The organism is Tessaracoccus pujii (assembly GCF_055326215.1).
The window spans coordinates 109,955-126,374 of the sequence record NZ_JBUZNP010000004.1 but is presented as its reverse complement, the minus strand read 5'-3'; the positions used below and the strand labels follow the sequence as shown (position 1 = coordinate 126,374).

Below are 16,420 nucleotides of genomic sequence, written 5' to 3'. Positions count from 1 at the left end.
CACTGATGAATCCTTACATCCCGATCGTGGGCATGGTGGTCCTGGCCACCGTCTTCGTGGTGATCTCGATGTCGCTGAGCCTCGTCGTCGGCCCCCGGCGCTACAACCGGGCCAAGTACGACAGCTACGAGTGCGGCATCCAGCCCACCCCGCAGCCTGTGGGCGGAGGCCGCTTCCCGGTCAAGTACTACATCACCGCCATGCTGTTCATCATCTTCGACATCGAGGTGGTCTTCCTCTTCCCGTGGGCCGTGGCCTACCGGCAGTTGGGCACCTTCGCCGTCGTCGAGATGATCGTGTTCATCGTCACCGTGTTCATCGCGTACTTCTATGTCCTGCGCCGCAACGGCCTCGACTGGGACTGAGAGGAAATCCAGGCATGGGTATCGAAGACAAGCTCCCCAGCGGCATCCTCCTGACCACGGTCGAGGGTGTCTTCGGCTGGGTCCGCAAGGCCTCGTTCTGGCCCGCGACGATGGGTCTGGCCTGTTGCGCCATCGAGATGATGGCCTACGGCACGCCCCGCTACGACGCAGGACGCTGGGGCCAGGAGGTGTTCCGCGCCTCGCCGCGCCAGGCGGACCTCATGATCGTCTCCGGCCGCGTCTCGCAGAAGATGGCGCCGGTGGTGCGCCAGGTCTACGACCAGATGCCCAACCCTAAGTGGGTCATCTCGATGGGTGCCTGCGCGTCGTCGGGCGGCATGTTCAACAACTACGCCATCGTCCAGGGCTGTGACCATTTCCTCCCCGTGGACATGTACGTCCCCGGCTGCCCCCCGCGGCCGGACATGCTGATCGACGCGATGTTCAAGCTGCGCGAGAAGGTGCAGAACCGCCCCATCGGGCCGAACGAGGCAGCCGCCGTCGAGGAGGCCGAACGGGCTGCGCTCATCGCGCCGGCCAAGGTGGAGTTGAAGGGACTCATGCGATGAGCGAGACGCAACCCGAGCAGAACCTGCCCGCCCAGGCCGCCGCCCCCGTGGGCCAGCCGGTCTTCGCGCGCCAGGAGGGCATGTGGTCGCGCGGGTCGGGCGACACCTCAGGCTACAGCGGCATCCGCCGCGAGCTCGCGATGCCCGGGCGCTCCGAAGGCCCGTTCGGCGAACCGTTCGACGCCATCCACGGCCGCGCGCTCGAGGTGCTGCCAGGGCTGGGGGAGGGCCGCGTCCTGTTCGACCGCGGGGAGCTGACCATCTATGTGCCGCGCGAGCAGCTGCCCGACGTGGTGCGCCGGTTCCGCGACGACGCCTACCTCCGTTTCGAGGTGTGCGCGTCGGTGTCCGGGGTGCACTACCCGCAGGAGCGGGGCGCCGAGCTGCACGTGGTCTACCACCTGCTCAGCCACACCCACAACCGCCGGGTGCGCCTCGAGGTCACGTGCCCCGAGGAGGATCCCCACATCCCCTCGGTGGTGGCCACCTATCCCATGGCCGATTACCACGAGCGCGAGACCTGGGACATGTTCGGCGTCGTCTTCGACGGCCACCCGTCGCTGACCCGCATCCTCATGCCCGACGACTGGCAGGGTCACCCGCAGCGCAAGGACTACCCGCTCGGCGGCGTGGACGTCGAGTACAAGGGCGCCAAGGTCCCCGCCCCCGATAACCGGAGGAACTACTCCTGATGAGCACGCACGCAGCGACCGAAGACGTCTTCGCGGGGTCGACGGCAGACAAGGCTGACCGCGTCTACCTGGCGCAGGGCGGGGACTGGGCGGACATCGCCGCCGAGCACGCCGAGCGCGGCGACGAGACCATCGTGGTCAACATGGGCCCGCAGCACCCGTCGACGCACGGGGTGCTCCGCCTCATCCTGGAGATGGACGGCGAGACCGTCACCTCGATCCGCCCCGGCATCGGCTTCCTGCACACCGGCATCGAGAAGAACATGGAGTACAAGACGTGGACCCAGGGGGTCACTTATGTGACCCGCATGGACTACGTCGCCCCGCTGTTCAACGAGGCCGTCTACTGCCTGGCCGTCGAGCGCCTGCTGGGGATCACCGATGAGGTTCCGGAGCGGGCCAGCATCATCCGGGTCCTCGTCATGGAACTCAACCGGATCGCCTCACACCTGGTGGCGATGGGAACCGGCGGCATGGAGATCGGAGCCCTGACCGTCATGACGGTCGCGTTCCGCGAGCGCGAGATGATCCTCGACTTCCTCGAGGGGCTCTCCGGGCTGCGCATGAACCACGCCTACATCCGCCCCGGCGGCGTCGCCAACGACCTGCCGGAGGACGGGCTCAGCCACCTCCGCACGGTCATCGACTGGCTGAAGAAGCACCTGCCGGAGTACGCCATCTTCTGCAACGAGAACCCCATCTTCATCGGCCGCCAGTCCGGCGTCGGCGTCATGGACCTCACCTCGGCCATGATGATGGGCATGTCGGGCCCGCCGCTGCGCGCCACCGGCTACGACTGGGACCTGCGTAAGAAGCAGCCCTACTGCGGCTACGAGACCTACGAGTTCGACACCGTCACGTGGGATTCGAACGACGCCTACGGACGCTTCCGGATCCGCCTGCAGGAGTGCTGGGAGTCCTTGAAGATCGTCGAGCAGTGCTACGAGCGCCTGGAGCGCACCCAGGGCCAGCCCGTGATGGTGGCGGACACGAAGATCGCGTGGCCGGCCCAGCTGTCCGTCGGCGAGGACGGCCAGGGCAACTCCAACGAGCACATCAAGCACATCATGGGCGAGTCCATGGAGGCGCTGATCCACCACTTCAAGATCGTGACCGAGGGCTTCAAGGTGCCGGTCGGTCAGGTGTACGAGGCCATCGAGTCGCCCAAGGGCGAACTGGCCTGTCACGTCGTCTCCGACGGCGGCACCCGCCCCTACCGGGTCCACTTCCGGGATCCGGGCTTCAACCACCTGCAGTCGATCCCGGCGATGTGCGAGGGCGGCATGATGTCCGACGTCGTCGTCGCGATCGCCAGCCTCGACCCCGTCCTTGGAGGTGTGGACCGATGAGCGGCCACTTTGCCAGCAACTTCCCCGAGTCCGGTTCGGTGGACTACTCGGATCAGTCGACCAGCATCGACGAGGGCACCATCGAGGAGTTGCGTCAGCTCGCCGCCCGGTACCCGCAGCCACGCTCGGCACTGCTGCCGATGCTGCACCTCGTGCAGTCGGTGGACGGCCGGGTCAGCCCCCGCGGCATCGAGGTGTGCGCGGACGTGCTGGGCATCACCACCGCCCAGGTCTCCGGTGTCGCCACCTTCTACACCATGTACAAGCGGCGCCCCGCCGGCAAGCACCACGTCGGCGTCTGCACCACCGCGCTGTGCGCCGTGATGGGTGGCGACATCCTGCTCGACCGGGCCAAGAAGCGCCTGGGGATCGACGAGAACCAGACCACGCCGGACGGGCAGGTCTCGTTGGAGCGCCTCGAGTGCAACGCGGCATGCGACTTCGCTCCGGTGACGATGGTCAACTGGGAGTTCTTCGACAACATGGATCCCGCGAAGCTCGATGAGCTCCTGGACCAGCTGGTCGCCGACGAGGAGGTGGTGTCCCCGCGCGGGGCCACGCTCACCTCGTGGCGCGAGGCGGAGCGGGTGCTGGCGGGATTCCCGGACGGGCGTGCCGACGAGGGCCCCTCGGCCGGAGCCGCCTCACTGCTCGGGCGCGAGATCGCCCGCGAGAACAACTGGTCCGCGCCGTCGGCCGACACCCGGCCGGCCGCTGAGAAGCCGGAGGCCACCAAGTGACGGATCTGCTGACCCCGGTCCTCTCCGCCCACTGGGGCGAGGACAACTCGTGGAAGCTGTCGCGCTACGAGACCAGCGGCGGCTACCGCGCCCTGCGCACCGCGCTGGCGATGCAGCCCGTGGACGTGGTGAACCTGGTCAAGGAGGCCAATCTCCGCGGCCGTGGCGGGGCCGGCTTCCCCACCGGCATGAAGTGGTCCTTCGTGCCCCAGGACAATCCCAACCCGAAGTACCTCGTGGTCAACGCGGACGAGTCGGAGCCGGGCACCTGCAAGGACATGCCGCTCATGCTCGCCACGCCCCACACCCTCGTCGAGGGCGTGATCATCTCCTCCTACGCCATCAACGCCCACACGGCGTTCATCTACTGTCGCGGCGAGGTGCTGCACGTCATCCGCCGGCTGCAGCAGGCGGTGCGCGAGGCATACGCCGCCGGGTACCTGGGCAGGAACATCCTCGGCACCGGCTACGACCTGGACATCATCGTCCACGCGGGGGCCGGCGCCTACATCTGCGGCGAGGAGACGGCGCTGCTCGACTCGCTCGAGGGCCGCCGCGGGCAACCGCGCCTGCGCCCGCCGTTCCCGGCCGTGGCCGGCCTGTACGCATCCCCCACCGTGATCAACAACGTGGAGTCGATCGCCTCGGTGCCGTCGATCCTCACCAACGGCGCGTCCTGGTTCAAGTCGATGGGGTCGGAGAAGTCGAGCGGGTTCACCCTCTACTCGTTGTCCGGGCACGTCGCCCGCCCCGGACAGTTCGAGGCCCCCATGGGCATCACGATGCGTCAGCTGCTGGACTTGTCCGGCGGAATCCGCGGTGGTGGTGAGCTGAAGTTCTTCACCCCCGGCGGCTCGTCGACGCCCATCCTCACGGCCGAACACCTCGACCTTCCCCTGGACTACGAGGGGATGGCCGGAGCCGGCAGCATGCTGGGCACCAAGGCCCTGCAGGTCTTCGACGAGACCACGTCGATCGTGCGCACCACGCTGCGGTTCGTCGAGTTCTACAAGCACGAGTCCTGCGGCAAGTGCACCCCCTGCCGTGAAGGCTCGTGGTGGCTGGTGCAGCTGCTCATGAAGTTCGAGGCCGGCACCGCCCTGGAGGGCGACGTGGACAAGCTGCTGGACATCTGTGACAACATCGGCGGGCGCTCGTTCTGCGCCCTGGCAGATGGCGCCGTCGCCTGCGTCACCAGCGCGGTGCGGCACTTCCGCTCCGAGTTCGAGCTCGGCTACCACACGCCGGCCTGGGAACTGTTCCCCTACGAGAAGAGCGCGCTGTTCGCCGTGGAAGGAGACCTTCGATGAGCGTCGACACCAAGACCACCACGGGTGAGGAGGTCGCGCCGAAGCCGGATCTGGTGACCCTCACCATCGACGGCACCCAGGTGAGCGTGCCGAAGGGCACCCTCATCATCCGCGCCGCGGAGATGATCGGCACCGCCATCCCGCGCTTCTGCGACCACCCCCTGCTCGACCCCGTCGGCGCCTGTCGCCAGTGCATGGTGGACATCCCCGACGCCGGCAACGGACGCGGATTCCCCAAGCCGCAGGCCTCGTGCACCATGCCGGTGGCCGAGGGCATGAAGGTCAACACGCAGGTCAGCTCCCCGGTCGCCAAGAAGGCGCAGGTGGGGATGCTGGAGCTGCTGCTCATCAACCACCCGCTGGACTGCCCCATCTGCGACAAGGGCGGCGAGTGCCCCCTCCAGAACCAGGCGTTGTCGCACGGGCCGGGGGAGAGCCGGTTCCGTGAGCTGAAGCGCACCTTCCCGAAACCGGTGAGCATCTCGGCGCAGATCCTGCTGGACCGCGAGCGCTGCGTGCTGTGCGCGCGCTGCACCCGGTTCTCGGAGCAGATCTCCGGAGACCCGTTCATCGCGCTCGTCGAGCGCGGCGCGCTCCAGCAGATCGGCACCTACGAGCAGGATCCCTACGACTCCTACTTCTCGGGCAACGTCGTGCAGATCTGCCCGGTCGGCGCCCTCACCTCGGCCGCGTACCGCTTCCAGGCGCGCCCCTTCGACCTCGTGTCGACGACGGTGACCTGTGAGCACTGCGCCTCCGGCTGCCAGCTGCGCGCCGATCAGCGCCACCACCAGGTCAAGCGGCGCCTCGCCAGCGAGAACGAGGCCGTCAACGAGGAGTGGAGCTGCGACAAGGGCCGCTTCGGCTTCATGTACGCACGGGGCGAGGACCGCATCACCCTTCCGCTCGTGCGCCGCGACGGCGTGCTCCAGCCCGCATCCTGGCCCGAGGCCATCGATGCCGTGGTCCTCGGGCTCCGGGCCGCGGGCACCTCCGTCGGCGTCCAGACCGGTGGACGGCTCACCGTCGAGAACGCCTACGGCTACAGCCGGTTCGCCCGCGCAGTCCTGGGCACCAACAGCGTTGACTTCCGCTCCAGGCCCTCGTCGGCCGAGGAGGCCGAGTTCCTCGCGGCCCGCGTGGCCGGGCAGCCCCTGACCCGGTCGGTCACCTACTCGGATCTCGACAGCGCCGGCCACGTGGTCCTGGTGAGCTTCGAGCCGGAGGATGAGTCGCCCATCGTGTTCCTGCGGCTCCGGAAGGCGGTGCGCGGGAACCGCCTGAAGGTCACCACGCTGGCGCCGTTCGCGTCGCGCGGCTCTGAGAAGTTGTCCGCCACCCTGGTCCCGGTCGCCCCCGGTGGGGAGGTCGCTGCGCTCGACGAGCTCACCGATCTCGATGCCGGCACCGTGATCCTCGTGGGCGAGCGGGCGGCCACCGTTCCCGGCCTCCTCAGCGCCGTCGCCGCCAAGGCGGACGCCACCGGCTCCCGCCTCGCCTGGATCCCGCGCCGCGCAGGCGACGTGGGCGCGGTCGAGGCCGGATGCCTGCCGGGCCTGTTGCCCGGCGGTCGTCCCGTCAGCGACCCGACCGCGCGCGTAGACGTGGCCTCGCAGTGGGGCCTCGCCTCGCTGCCGGCAGACGTGGGCCTCTCCGCGGAGGAGCAGTTCGCGGCCGCCGCCGACGGCTCCCTCAAGGCGCTCGTGCTGGCTGGTGTGGATCCGGCGGACCTCGCCGACCCGTCCACGGCGCTCGCCGGCCTGGAGAGGGCCGAGTTCGTGCTCAGCATCGAACAGCGCCTTTCCCAGGTGTCGCAGCGCGCCGACGTGGTGCTGCCGGCCGCCCTCGTCGAGGAGCAGTCGGGCCATTTCCTCAACTGGGAGCACCGTCACGGACGGGTGCGGGTGGTCAACAAGAACGTCCCCTCGCCCATGACCGACCTGCGGATCCTGGCCGCCCTCGCCGATGCGATGGGCCAGGACCTCGGGTTCCGCGCCTCGAAGCAGGCCTACGCCGACCTGATCGAGCTGGGCACGTGGGACGGCCAGCGCACCGCCACCCCGACGGTGAACGCGTCCGTCGCGGCCGCCGACGGCGTGACGCTCGCCGGGTGGCGCGAGCTGCTGGACGCTTCGCAGGGCAATGACCACGAGCTGGCGCTGCGGGCCACGGCCCGGCCCGCCGTCGCCCGTGTGTCCGCAGCCACGGCCGAACGCCTCGGCCTCGGGGACGTGGCCACGGTGGAGTCCGACGGCGGCACCATGGTCCTGCCGGTCGAGGTCACCCCCGGCATGGTCGACGACGTGGTCTGGGTTCCGCTGAACCCCAACACAGCCGACCGGCTTTCCGTGGTGCCCGGCGCCCCCGCCCACGTCTCGGCCGTCTCGATGGATGAAGGAGCCTGACATGAACATCTTCTTCCAGGACCCCTGGTGGCTGATCCTGATCAAGGTGGTGGCGATGTTCGTCATCCTCCTGGTCTGGACCATCTTCAACGTGTGGTACGAGCGGCGCCTGGTCGGCAAGATGCAGCACCGCCTCGGCCCCATCATGAACGGCCCCTTCGGGCTCGGACAGGCCCTCGCCGACGGTGCCAAGCTCCTCGTCAAGGAGGACTTCCGGCCGAAGAACGCGGACAAGTGGGTGTTCAACCTGGCACCCATCCTCACCGGTGTCGCGGCGTTCACCACCTGGACGGTGATCCCGTTCGGCGGTGAGGTGGAGATGTTCGGCGTCACCACCCGGCTGCAGGTCACGGACCTCCCGGTGGCCACGCTCTTCATCCTGGCCGTGGCCTCCATCGGCATCTACGGCATCGTGCTCGCCGGCTGGGCGGGCAACTCCACGTACTCCTTCCTCGGCTCGATCCGGTCCACGGCCCAGATGATCTCCTACGAGATCGCCATGGGCCTGTCGATGGTGGCGGTGTTCCTGCAGGCGGGCGCCATGTCCACCGCGCAGATCGTCGAGGCGCAGCGGCAGACCATTCTCTTCCGCGTGCCGTTCACCGACATGACCTTCGATCCGGGCATCACCGGGTGGTACGCCATCCTGCTTTTCCCGTCGTTCGTCATCTACGGCATCTCGATGGTGGGGGAGACGAACCGTGCGCCGTTCGATCTTCCCGAATGTGAATCGGAACTCGTCTCTGGTTACCTCACCGAGTACTCCGGCTTCCGCTACGCCATGTTCTTCCTCGCCGAGTACATCAACATGGCCACCGTCTCGGCCGTGTGCACCACGCTGTTCCTCGGCGGATACCTGCCCCCGTGGCCGCTCAACCTGATCCCCTTCATGAACAACCCGTGGCTCGGCCCGGTGTTCTTCGTCCTGAAGGTCCAGCTGCTGATCTCGGTGTTCGTGTGGCTCCGCGGCACCCTGCCGCGATTCCGCTACGACCAGTTCATGAACCTCGGCTGGAAGGGCCTCATCCCGATCTCCCTGGTGTGGATCCTGATGATCGCAGTGGCCCCCGGCTACACCATCGGCCTCTCGCTGGCTCTCATCGTGGTCCTGTACCTCATCCTCGGCGGGAAGGACCGTGTCTCGGACCAGCCGGAGCCACGCGTGGTGACCACCGACGAGGTCTTCGACCCCTTCGCCGGCGGCTACCCGACGCCTCCCCGGCCGGGGCAGATCCTGCCGGAGTTCGCCGGCGTGGTGTCGGGCCGTGGAGACGATGAGTCCATGTCGACAGCCGCCACCGAAGGGAAGGAGTCCTGATGGGACTGCTAGATCCGTGGGCCGGTTTCGGCGTCACGTTCAACACGATCTTCCGCAAGACCTTCACGCAGTCCTACCCGCACAAGAAGGGCGCGGAGAAGGTCACCATGCCCCGCTTCCACGGCCGGCACCAGCTCAACCGCTGGCCCGACGGTCTGGAGAAGTGCGTCGGTTGCGAGTTGTGCGCCTGGGCGTGCCCGGCGGACGCGATCTACGTCGAGGGTGCCGACAACACCGACGACGACCGCTACTCACCCGGTGAGCGCTACGGCCGCGTCTACCAGATCAACTACCTGCGCTGCATCTTCTGCGGCCTGTGCATCGAGGCCTGCCCCACGCGCGCCCTGACGATGACCAACGAGTTCAAGATCTCGGACGACACGCGCGCCAAGCTGATCTACGAGAAGCAGGACCTGCTGGCCCCGCTGCTCAGCGGCATGGAGCAGCCCCCGCACCCCCGTCGACTGGGCGACAACGAGCAGACCTACTTCCTCGGGCTGCCGGAGACCGGCACGCCGGACACCCGCACCGCCACAATCTCAGGAGCCGCCACATGATGCCCTTGATTCCGCTGGTGACCGCCAGTGAGGTGGCCTTCTGGGTCTGCGCACCCATCGCGGTGGTGTGCGCGCTGGGGCTGCTGCTGTCGCGGAAGCCGGTCCACTCCGCCATCTGGATGGCCGGCGTCATGGTCAGCCTCGCGGTGTTGTACGCCGCCAACGACGCGCCGTTCCTGTTCGTGATCCAGATCATCGTCTACACGGGCGCAATCCTCATGCTCTTCCTGTTCGTCGTCATGCTGGTCGGCGTGGACTCGACGGACTCCGTGGTGGAGACCATCAAGGGCCACCGCGCCTCGTCGGTGCTCGTCGCGGTGGGGCTCGGCGCGCTCCTCGTGCTGGGCGTCGGGCAGTTCGCCGTCAACGGCGCCCCCGCCGGCCTGACCGCGGCGAACGCGGAGTACGGAGGAAACATCCAGTCGCTGGCCGCACTCCTGTTCTCCAAGTACGTCTTCATCTTCGAGGCCACCGCCGCACTCCTGATCACCGCCGCAGTCGGCGCCATGATCCTGGCCCACGGCGAGCAGCTCAAGCGCAAGGCCTCGCAGGTCGAGTCCCTGCAGGAGCGGGTCCGCGCCTACTCGGAGGAGGGGGTGCACCCGGGTGCGCTGCCCAGCTCCGGCGTGTTCGCCCGGCACAACGCGATCTCCACGCCGGCGCTGCTGCCCGACGGTTCCATCGCTGAGAAGTCGGTGTCGAACACGTTGTCCATGCGCGGCGTCATCGTCGACGTCAACGAACTGCGCTCGCCCACCACCTCGGCTTACGCCGCCATCGCCGGCCGGACCGACGAGACCGAAGGAGACGACGAATGAACCCGGAGGGCTATCTCGTTCTCTCGGCGATCCTCTTCGCGATCGGAATCGCAGGATTCCTGCTTCGCCGCAACGCGATCATCGCCTTCATGAGCATCGAGCTCATGCTCAATGCCACCAACCTGGCCTTCGTCGCCTTCGCCAACTACCACGGCAACCTGGACGGCCTCATCGCGGCGTTCTTCGTCATGGTGGTGGCGGCCGCGGAGGTCGTGGTGGGGCTGGCGATCATCGTCGCCGTCTACCGTGCCCGCCGATCGGCTTCCGTCGACGACGCCAACCTGATGAAGTTCTAAGGGGTTTAGAAGCGTGCAACTCCTCGAATCCGTGTCCGCCCTGTCCGGCTCCGGCGCCATGGCGTGGCTGCTGATCGCGATCCCGCTGGCCAGCGCTGCGTTCCTGCTGCTGGCCGGCCGGCTGGCCGACGGGTGGGGCCATCTCCTGGCCACCCTCGCCCCCATCGCCTCCTTCGTCCTGGGCCTCGTCCTCTTCGTCCAGCTCCTCGGCGCCGCCGAGGACGCGCGGCAGATCGACGTGAGCGTCTACGAGTGGATCTCCACCGGCTCCTGGTCAATCGAGTTCGGCCTCCTGGTGGATCCCCTGTCGATCCTCTTCGTGCTCCTCATCACCGGCGTCGGATCGCTGATCCACGTGTACTCGATCGGGTACATGGCCCACGACGACCGCCGTCGACGGTTCTTCGCCTACCTGAACCTCTTCATCGCGGCCATGCTCACGCTGGTCCTGGCCAACAACTACCTGGTGCTCTTCCTCGGGTGGGAGGGCGTCGGCCTGGCCTCGTTCCTGCTCATCTCCTTCTGGGCGCACAAGCCGTCCGCGGCGGCCGCCGGCAACAAGGCGTTCATCGTCAACCGAGTGGGCGACCTCGGTCTCAGCATGGCGATCTTCACCATGCTGGCCATGTTCGGCAGCGTGAAGTTCGCCGACGTCAACGCGGGCGCGGAGTCGCTCAGCCCCGCGTGGGCCACGCTGATCGGCCTGCTGCTCCTGCTGGGTGCCTGCGGCAAGTCCGCGCAGGTCCCGCTGCAGTCCTGGCTGCTGGACGCCATGGAGGGCCCCACCCCGGTGTCGGCCCTCATCCACGCGGCCACCATGGTCACCGCCGGCGTGTACCTGGTGGTGCGGTCCAACGCCATCTACGAGCAGACCGAGGTCGCCACGACGGCCGTGGCCATCGTCGGCACCGTGACGCTGCTGGTGGGCGCATGGATCGGCTCGTCGAAGGACGACATCAAGAAGGTCCTGGCGGGCTCGACCATGTCGCAGATCGGCTACATGATGCTGGCGGCCGGGCTGGGCCCGGCAGGGGCGTCGTTCGCGATCTTCCACCTGCTCACGCACGGCTTCTTCAAGGCCAACATGTTCCTCGGCGCCGGTTCCGTCATGCACGGGATGAACGACGACGTGAACATGCGCCACTACGGCGCGCTGTCGTCGAGCATGCGGATCACGTTCATCACCTTCGCGATGGGATACCTCGCCATCATCGGCTTCCCGTTCACCGCGGGCTTCTACTCGAAGGACCACATCATCGAGGCGGCGTTCCACGAGAACACCGTCATCGGGGTGCTGGCGCTCATCGGCGCCGGAGTCACGGCCTACTACATGACACGTCTCATGATGATGACCTTCTTCGGTGTGAAGCGGTGGGAGAAGGACGTGCACCCGCACGAGTCCCCCCTGGTCATGACCGTGCCGCTCATGGTGCTGGGCGCCCTGTCGCTCGTCGCGGGACTGTTCCTCAACGGATGGATCCAGGGATGGCTCGCGTCCTCGACGGGCCAGGAGGAGCACACCACCGGGCTGCTCACCTTCACCACCGTCGGCGTGGCCACATTGGCGGTGGTCGCCGTCGGCGTGCTGATCGGCTGGTGGCTGCACCGCCGCGACATTCCCGTCGACGCCCCCGCCACCGCCAACCCGCTCGTGCTCGCCGGTCGCAGTGACCTGTACGGCGACGCGTTCAACGAGTACGCCGTCGTCCGCCCCGCCAAGGGCCTGGCCTCCGGCCTCACCTGGTTCGACCGCGGCGCCGTCGACGGTGTCGCCATGGGCAGCGCGAGCCTCGCGAGCGGCCTGGGGGCCTGGTTGCGCAAGGGCCAGAACGGCTACGTGCGCAGCTACGGCCTCATCCTCGGTGTCGGTGTGCTCGCGCTCGCCGCCGTCGTGATCATCGGTCAGCTGGGCTAAGGAGAATTCGAAGAACATGCCATTGCCACTACTGACCATCCTTGCCCTCGTGCCGCTCGCCGGCGCGCTGGTGCTGTTCGTCGTGAAGGGCCCGGCCGGCAGGCTGATCGGCTACGGCGTCGCCCTCACCACCGCCATCCTCGGCGTCCTCGCGGTCGTGCTGCAGGCCCGGGGCGTGCCGCTGGCCGAAGAGGTCGCCTGGATCCCGCAGATCGGCGCGCACTACGCGCTCGACCTCGACGGGATGGGGGCCGTCCTCGTCCTCATGACCGTCATCCTGGTGCCGGTCGTGCTACTCGCCGAGTGGCGCGTCGGCGAGGCGCCGGATGCCCGCTGGGACACCACCACCTTCTTCGCGTTGGCGCTCCTGCTGCAGTCCTTCGCGCTGTTCGTCTTCATGGCCTCCGACATCCTGGTGTTCTACGTCGCCTTCGAAGCCACCCTCATCCCCACCTATTTCCTCATCGGCGGGTTCGGCGGCCCCAAGCGGTCCGCGGCCGCCATGAAGTTCCTGCTCTACTCCCTGGCCGGAGGCCTGGTGATGCTGGTGGCGGTGGCGGGCGTCTACGCCGTGACCGCGGCGGCCGGCAGCCCCAGCTTCCTGATCGGGGACCTCATCGGCCTCGAGATGAGCACGGAGTTGGGCCGCTGGCTCTTCGCCGGCTTCTTCTTCGCGTTCGCGGTGAAGGCACCGCTCGCCGGGCTGCACACGTGGCTGCCGGATGCTGCGGAGCAGTCCACCCCCGGCACCTCCACCCTTCTGGTGGGCATCCTGGACAAGATCGGCACCTTCGGCATGCTGAAGATCTGTCTCACCGCGTTCCCCGAGGCCACCCAGTGGGCCACCCCGGTGATCCTGATCTGGGCGCTCGTCTCCGTCCTCTACGGGGCCTTCATGGCCTTCGGGGCCACGGATCTGCTGCGCCTGGTGTCCTACACCTCGATCAGCCACTTCGGGTTCATGGTGTTCGGCATCTTCGCCCTCACTTCCCAGTCCATCAGCGGCTCGATCTTCTACATGTTCAACCACGGCCTGTCGACGGCGGCACTGTTCCTCGTCGTCGGGTTCCTGATTCGTCGTCGCGGTTCCGCGCACATCGACGCCTTCGGCGGCGTGCAGAAGGTGGCCCCGGTCCTGGCCGGCGTGCTGCTGATGTCGGGCCTGTCCGCGCTCGCGCTCCCCGGCATGGGCAGCTTCGTCTCGGAGTTCCTCGTGATGGCCGGCGCCTGGCAGCGGTACCCGATCCACACGGCGGTCATCACCCTGGGCATGGTGATGGCGGCGGTGTACGTGCTGCGCATGTACAAGACCACCATGACCGGCCCCGTCACGGAGCAGGTCTCCACCCAGGTCACCCACGACCTCAGCGCCCGTGAGAAGGCCGTCGTGGCCCCGCTCCTCATCCTCCTCATCGTCTTCGGCTTCGTGCCCAGGCCCGTGCTGGTGATGGCTGACGAGACGGCGGCCCAGACGATGGCCGTCGTCGGAGTCGAGGATCCCGCCCCGCAGGTCAAGGAAGGCAACCGATGATCAACGTGTTGGAGATCGCTGCTCCCACTCTGGAGTGGATGCTGCTGTCGCCGCTCCTGGTGATCCTGGCCGTCGCCTGCCTCGGCGTGCTGATCGAGGCGGCCGTGCCGCGGGAGCTGCGCTACGTCGTGCAGTCCTCGCTGGCTGCGCTCGGCGTGGTCGCGGCCCTCGGCCTGACCATCCTCAACTGGATCCAGGCCACCCCGCAGATCGCAGCCATGGGCGTCCTCGCCATCGACGGCCCGTCGTTCTTCTTCTGGAGCCTCCTGCTGGTCTTCGGGCTCGGGGGTGTGGCGCTGTTCGCCGAGCGGGGTCTGGGCAGCGGCCAGTCCGCCTTCGCGTCCTCCGCGGCCACCGTTCCCGGGTCGCCGCTCGAGCGTGAGGCTGATCGCCTCCGCCGTGAGCACACCGAGGTCTTCCCGCTGCTGCTCTTCTCGCTGTTCGGCATGATGATCTTCGCCTCGGCCAACGACCTCCTGACGCTGTTCGTCGCGGTGGAGATCTTCTCGCTGCCGCTGTACCTGCTGACCGGAATGGCGCGTCGTCGCCGCCTGCTCAGCCAGGAAGCCGCCTTGAAGTACTTCCTGCTCGGATCGCTCGCCTCGGCCATCATGCTCTACGGCGTGGCCATGCTCTACGGCTACTCGGGCGCGTTCCAGCTGGTGGCCATCGACGCAGCGATCACGGCGGGCTCGGGGAGCACGCCTCTGCTGCTCACGGGCATGCTGCTGACCTCCGTCGGCCTGCTGTTCAAGATCGGCGCTGTGCCCTTCCACGCCTGGACCCCGGACGTGTACATGGGTGCCCCGTCGCCGGTGACCGGATTCATGGCGGTGGCCACCAAGACGGCCGCGGTCGCGGCCCTGCTGCGGGTCTTCTACGTCGCCCTCGGCGGTCTGCGGTGGGACTGGCAGCTCATGTTCGCGGTGGTGGCGGTGGTGACCATGCTCCTCGGAGCGACGGTGGCCCTTGCCCAGAACGACATCAAGCGGCTGCTCGCGTACTCGTCCATCGCGCACGCCGGATTCATCCTGGTCGGTGTCGTGGGTGCGGTGCAGGCCGGCGACGACGTGAGCATCTCCAGCGTGGGAGCCATCGGTTTCTACCTGCTGACCTACGGTGTGGCCACGCTCGGGGCCTTCGCCATCATCACGATGGTGCGTCGTTCCGGCGGTGAGGCCAACAGCCTCGACGCGTGGAAGGGCCTCGGTCGCCGCAACCCGGTGATCGCAGCGCTCATGACCCTCTTCCTGCTCAGCTTCGCCGGCATCCCGCTGACGTCGGGCTTCGTCGGCAAGCTGGCGGTGTTCGCTTCCGCCTGGGCCGGCGGCTACGGCTGGTTGGTCCTCGTGGCGGTGGTGATGAGCGTGATCGCCGCGTTCTTCTACCTCAAGGTCGTCGTGGCCATGTGGTTCCAGGACGCCAACGAATACGAGATCGGGACCGTGGAGACACCCTCGCTGTGGACCTGGTCTGTGCTTGTCGTCGCCGGAGTGGTTACCCTTGTGCTCGGCCTGATCCCCGGCGGCGTGCTGGCGCTGATCGCGGACGCGGCCCAGTTCATTCGCTGACCCTGACTAGGAGACCCCGTGGCGGACGCGCCGCTCGATGAGCACCTGAATGCCCTTCTCGATTCTTTCGAGGAGCGGCTGGTCGAGTCGGCCGTCGCCGGTTCTCCGTTCGTGACCGAGGTGGCACGGCACATCATCGCCGCCGGTGGCAAGAGGTTCCGCCCGCTGCTGGTGTTTCTCGCCGCGGAGTTCGGAGGGGACGTCGACGAGGCGGACCTCATGCGCGCGGCCATGGTGATGGAACTGACGCACGTCGCCAGCCTGTACCACGACGACGTCATGGACGTTGCGGACCTTCGCCGCGGGGCGCCGTCGGCGAACCGGCTCTGGGGCAACTCGGTGGCCATCCTCGTGGGCGATTTCCTGTTCGCGCGCGCGTCGACGACCGTCGCCGAGCTGGGTGTCGAGTACGTGATGCTGCAGGCGGAGACTTTTGCCCGCCTCGCGCAGGGACAGATCGCCGAGACGAAGGGCCCGGCGGACGGACAGGACCCGTTGGAGCACTACATCCAGGTGATCGCGGACAAGACCGGGTCCCTCATCGCGGCATCCGCGCTGTTCGGCGGCATGGTGGCGGGCGCGGACCGGACCGTGCTGGAGGCGCTCGCGGCCTTCGGTGAGGAGGTCGGCCTGGTGTTCCAGCTCTCGGACGATCTCATCGACATCACCTCCACCAAGACGGGCAAGACTCCCGGGACAGACCTGCGGGAGGGCGTGCCGACGCTGCCGGTGCTCATGCTCCGCGCGTCGAAGGATCCGGCGGACGCCGAGTTGTTGGCCCTGATCGACGGAGACCTGAGCGGAGACGCAGCCCTCGCCCGGGTGCTGGCCGCTCTTCGCAGTCACCCCGTGATGCATCGGGCGAAGGCTGAGGTGGAGCGTCGCGCGGACCTCGCCCGCAACCACCTGGCACCGTTGCCCGACGGCGTCGCCAAGGATGCGCTGCTCAAGGTCTGCACGGACCTGGTGGACCGCACCGCCTGA

General features: G+C 67.9%; 15 protein-coding genes. All 15 read left to right on the top strand.

Annotated elements, in window-relative coordinates; translation table 11 throughout:
- Positions 1 to 5 precede the first annotated feature (5 nt).
- Genes ACZK5N_RS06985 through ACZK5N_RS06915 form a run of 15 tightly spaced genes read left to right on the top strand, consistent with a single transcriptional unit; the run spans position 6 to position 16,420 of the window.
- Positions 6 to 365 (top strand): NADH-quinone oxidoreductase subunit A, encoded by a 360-nt coding sequence (locus ACZK5N_RS06985; RefSeq protein WP_459020347.1) that lies wholly within the window; start codon positions 6 to 8, stop codon positions 363 to 365.
- Between the two features lie 14 nt (positions 366 to 379).
- On the top strand, positions 380 to 934 hold the full coding sequence (locus ACZK5N_RS06980; protein ID WP_459020346.1) for a NuoB/complex I 20 kDa subunit family protein: 555 nt from the start codon (positions 380 to 382) through the stop codon (positions 932 to 934).
- Positions 931 to 1,626, top strand: a complete 696-nt coding sequence (locus tag ACZK5N_RS06975; RefSeq protein WP_459020345.1) for an NADH-quinone oxidoreductase subunit C — start codon at positions 931 to 933, stop codon at positions 1,624 to 1,626. The genes ACZK5N_RS06980 and ACZK5N_RS06975 overlap by 4 nt, the downstream gene beginning before the upstream one ends.
- Positions 1,626 to 2,975, top strand: coding sequence for an NADH-quinone oxidoreductase subunit D (locus ACZK5N_RS06970; protein WP_459020344.1), 1,350 nt, complete (start codon positions 1,626 to 1,628; stop codon positions 2,973 to 2,975). Before ACZK5N_RS06975 ends, ACZK5N_RS06970 begins: the two co-directional genes overlap by 1 nt.
- Positions 2,972 to 3,715, top strand: coding sequence for an NADH-quinone oxidoreductase subunit NuoE (gene nuoE, locus ACZK5N_RS06965; protein ID WP_459020343.1), 744 nt, complete (start codon positions 2,972 to 2,974; stop codon positions 3,713 to 3,715). Before ACZK5N_RS06970 ends, nuoE begins: the two co-directional genes overlap by 4 nt.
- Positions 3,712 to 5,025, top strand: coding sequence for an NADH-quinone oxidoreductase subunit NuoF (nuoF, locus tag ACZK5N_RS06960; protein ID WP_459020342.1), 1,314 nt, complete (start codon positions 3,712 to 3,714; stop codon positions 5,023 to 5,025). Before nuoE ends, nuoF begins: the two co-directional genes overlap by 4 nt.
- Positions 5,022 to 7,430 (top strand): NADH-quinone oxidoreductase subunit G, encoded by a 2,409-nt coding sequence (locus tag ACZK5N_RS06955; protein WP_459020341.1) that lies wholly within the window; start codon positions 5,022 to 5,024, stop codon positions 7,428 to 7,430. Before nuoF ends, ACZK5N_RS06955 begins: the two co-directional genes overlap by 4 nt.
- 1 nt (position 7,431) lies before the next feature.
- Positions 7,432 to 8,748 carry an NADH-quinone oxidoreductase subunit NuoH gene (gene nuoH / locus ACZK5N_RS06950; RefSeq protein WP_459020340.1) on the top strand — a complete coding sequence of 439 codons (1,317 nt, stop codon included), beginning with the start codon at positions 7,432 to 7,434 and terminating at the stop codon, positions 8,746 to 8,748.
- Positions 8,748 to 9,305, top strand: coding sequence for an NADH-quinone oxidoreductase subunit NuoI (gene nuoI, locus ACZK5N_RS06945; protein WP_459020339.1), 558 nt, complete (start codon positions 8,748 to 8,750; stop codon positions 9,303 to 9,305). Before nuoH ends, nuoI begins: the two co-directional genes overlap by 1 nt.
- Positions 9,302 to 10,123 carry an NADH-quinone oxidoreductase subunit J gene (locus tag ACZK5N_RS06940; RefSeq protein ID WP_459020338.1) on the top strand — a complete coding sequence of 274 codons (822 nt, stop codon included), beginning with the start codon at positions 9,302 to 9,304 and terminating at the stop codon, positions 10,121 to 10,123. Before nuoI ends, ACZK5N_RS06940 begins: the two co-directional genes overlap by 4 nt.
- Complete coding sequence (nuoK, locus tag ACZK5N_RS06935; RefSeq protein WP_459020337.1) at positions 10,120 to 10,419, top strand: NADH-quinone oxidoreductase subunit NuoK; 300 nt, start codon at positions 10,120 to 10,122, stop codon at positions 10,417 to 10,419. Before ACZK5N_RS06940 ends, nuoK begins: the two co-directional genes overlap by 4 nt.
- 58 nt (positions 10,420 to 10,477) lie before the next feature.
- Complete coding sequence (gene nuoL / locus ACZK5N_RS06930) at positions 10,478 to 12,334, top strand: NADH-quinone oxidoreductase subunit L (RefSeq protein ID WP_459020420.1); 1,857 nt, start codon at positions 10,478 to 10,480, stop codon at positions 12,332 to 12,334.
- Positions 12,335 to 12,350: 16 nt separating this feature from the next.
- Complete coding sequence (locus tag ACZK5N_RS06925) at positions 12,351 to 13,865, top strand: NADH-quinone oxidoreductase subunit M (protein ID WP_459020336.1); 1,515 nt, start codon at positions 12,351 to 12,353, stop codon at positions 13,863 to 13,865.
- Positions 13,862 to 15,436: an NADH-quinone oxidoreductase subunit NuoN gene (gene nuoN / locus ACZK5N_RS06920; RefSeq protein WP_459020335.1), complete on the top strand. Its 1,575-nt coding sequence runs from the start codon at positions 13,862 to 13,864 to the stop codon at positions 15,434 to 15,436. Before ACZK5N_RS06925 ends, nuoN begins: the two co-directional genes overlap by 4 nt.
- 18 nt (positions 15,437 to 15,454) lie before the next feature.
- On the top strand, positions 15,455 to 16,420 hold the full coding sequence (locus ACZK5N_RS06915) for a polyprenyl synthetase family protein (RefSeq protein WP_459020334.1): 966 nt from the start codon (positions 15,455 to 15,457) through the stop codon (positions 16,418 to 16,420).

What these genes read in the sequence shown, in the direction of transcription:
- ACZK5N_RS06985 (WP_459020347.1), top strand. Translation starts at nt 6, where the DNA reads ATGAATCCTTACATCCCGATCGTGGGCATGGTGGTCCTGGCCACCGTC.
- ACZK5N_RS06980 (WP_459020346.1), top strand. Translation starts at nt 380, where the DNA reads ATGGGTATCGAAGACAAGCTCCCCAGCGGCATCCTCCTGACCACGGTC.
- ACZK5N_RS06975 (WP_459020345.1), top strand. Translation starts at nt 931, where the DNA reads ATGAGCGAGACGCAACCCGAGCAGAACCTGCCCGCCCAGGCCGCCGCC.
- ACZK5N_RS06970 (WP_459020344.1), top strand. Translation starts at nt 1,626, where the DNA reads ATGAGCACGCACGCAGCGACCGAAGACGTCTTCGCGGGGTCGACGGCA.
- nuoE (WP_459020343.1), top strand. Translation starts at nt 2,972, where the DNA reads ATGAGCGGCCACTTTGCCAGCAACTTCCCCGAGTCCGGTTCGGTGGAC.
- ACZK5N_RS06955 (WP_459020341.1), top strand. Translation starts at nt 5,022, where the DNA reads ATGAGCGTCGACACCAAGACCACCACGGGTGAGGAGGTCGCGCCGAAG.
- nuoH (WP_459020340.1), top strand. Translation starts at nt 7,432, where the DNA reads ATGAACATCTTCTTCCAGGACCCCTGGTGGCTGATCCTGATCAAGGTG.
- nuoI (WP_459020339.1), top strand. Translation starts at nt 8,748, where the DNA reads ATGGGACTGCTAGATCCGTGGGCCGGTTTCGGCGTCACGTTCAACACG.
- ACZK5N_RS06940 (WP_459020338.1), top strand. Translation starts at nt 9,302, where the DNA reads ATGATGCCCTTGATTCCGCTGGTGACCGCCAGTGAGGTGGCCTTCTGG.
- nuoK (WP_459020337.1), top strand. Translation starts at nt 10,120, where the DNA reads ATGAACCCGGAGGGCTATCTCGTTCTCTCGGCGATCCTCTTCGCGATC.
- nuoL (WP_459020420.1), top strand. Translation starts at nt 10,478, where the DNA reads ATGGCGTGGCTGCTGATCGCGATCCCGCTGGCCAGCGCTGCGTTCCTG.
- ACZK5N_RS06925 (WP_459020336.1), top strand. Translation starts at nt 12,351, where the DNA reads ATGCCATTGCCACTACTGACCATCCTTGCCCTCGTGCCGCTCGCCGGC.
- nuoN (WP_459020335.1), top strand. Translation starts at nt 13,862, where the DNA reads ATGATCAACGTGTTGGAGATCGCTGCTCCCACTCTGGAGTGGATGCTG.